Origin of the sequence: Paraburkholderia sp. UYCP14C, from assembly GCF_004197395.1 — a bacterium.
In the GTDB taxonomy this organism is placed as follows: domain Bacteria; phylum Pseudomonadota; class Gammaproteobacteria; order Burkholderiales; family Burkholderiaceae; genus Paraburkholderia.
Window position 1 is genome coordinate 1 of the sequence record NZ_SELS01000275.1, and the last position, 1110, is coordinate 1110.

At 65.1% G+C, this 1110-nt stretch carries 1 protein-coding gene; it reads left to right on the forward strand.

Annotated features, from left to right (window positions below):
* Positions 1–114 precede the first annotated feature (114 nt).
* A partial coding sequence (locus EVC45_RS44810) for an IS110 family transposase (RefSeq protein ID WP_129964382.1) occupies positions 115–1110 on the forward strand: 996 nt, incomplete at its 3' end.

Here is a 1110-nt window from a genome sequence, read left to right on the forward strand (position 1 = left end):
AAAACGAGGTATGGAATATCAGGGACTTTCGAGTCGGTAGTGGTACGCGCAAACTGGCGCGCACAACGGCGCGCAACGCGGCGTGCCGTTTTCTCCCGAACGACGAGGTGAACCATGAACAGTCCCATCACGATCGGCATCGATCTGGCCAAGGAAGTCTTCGCGATCTGTGTGCTCGACGAGCGCGGTGCTGTCCGCGAGCGACGGGTCTTGCGCCGGGCAGCATTCGAGCGCTGGGCCGTGCAGGCCCCCTGTGGCACCATCGCGATGGAATCGTGCAGTTCCGCCCACCACTGGGGTCGCTGGTTCTCCGCACGCGGCCACACCGTACGCCTGATCGCACCCGAATTCGTCGCCCCGTTTCGCAAAGGCGGCAAGAACGATGCCGCAGATGCCGAAGCGATTGCAGTTGCAGCCCGGCAACCCACAATGCGGTTCGTCACCATCAAGACGGTCGAGCAGCAAGCCATCCTGAGCTGGCATCGTGCCCGCCTGGGATGGATTGAGGAGCGCACCGCACTGATCAATCGCCTGCGGGGACTACTCGCCGAATTTGGCATCGCGCTCGGCCGCTCCCGATCGACACTGCGCGCTGCATTACCCCGACTCACCGACGATGCGCGACTACCCGCCTCAATCCGGGCACTTCTGCTGGAAGCACGCGAGCAATTCGCAGCGCTCGAGGCCCGCGTCACGCGCTGTGATGCCGAGATTGCCGCGCATCTCGTCGACAATGCCCCAGCCCGGCGCCTGCGGGAACTGCTCGGTATCGGACCGCTTACCGCCAGCGCGCTGGTGGCCACCGTCTCCAATGCGTCCAGCTTCAGGAACGGCCGGCAGTTTGGTGCCTGGCTCGGCCTGACGCCCCAGCAGCACAGCTCCGGTGGCAAGTCCCGACTGGGCAAGGTGACCCGCCACGGTGATGGTTATCTGCGCAGCCTGCTGGTGCAGGGCGCGCGCAGCGCCCTGCAGTCGGCCCTGCGCTGCCTGCCCGACAGGCTCTCCCGCCTCGGGCGCTGGATCGTCGACCTGTTTCATCGCAAGGGCTATCACAGGACGCTTGTCGCGATCGCCAACAAACACGCCCGCATGCTGTGGGCGATGCTAGCT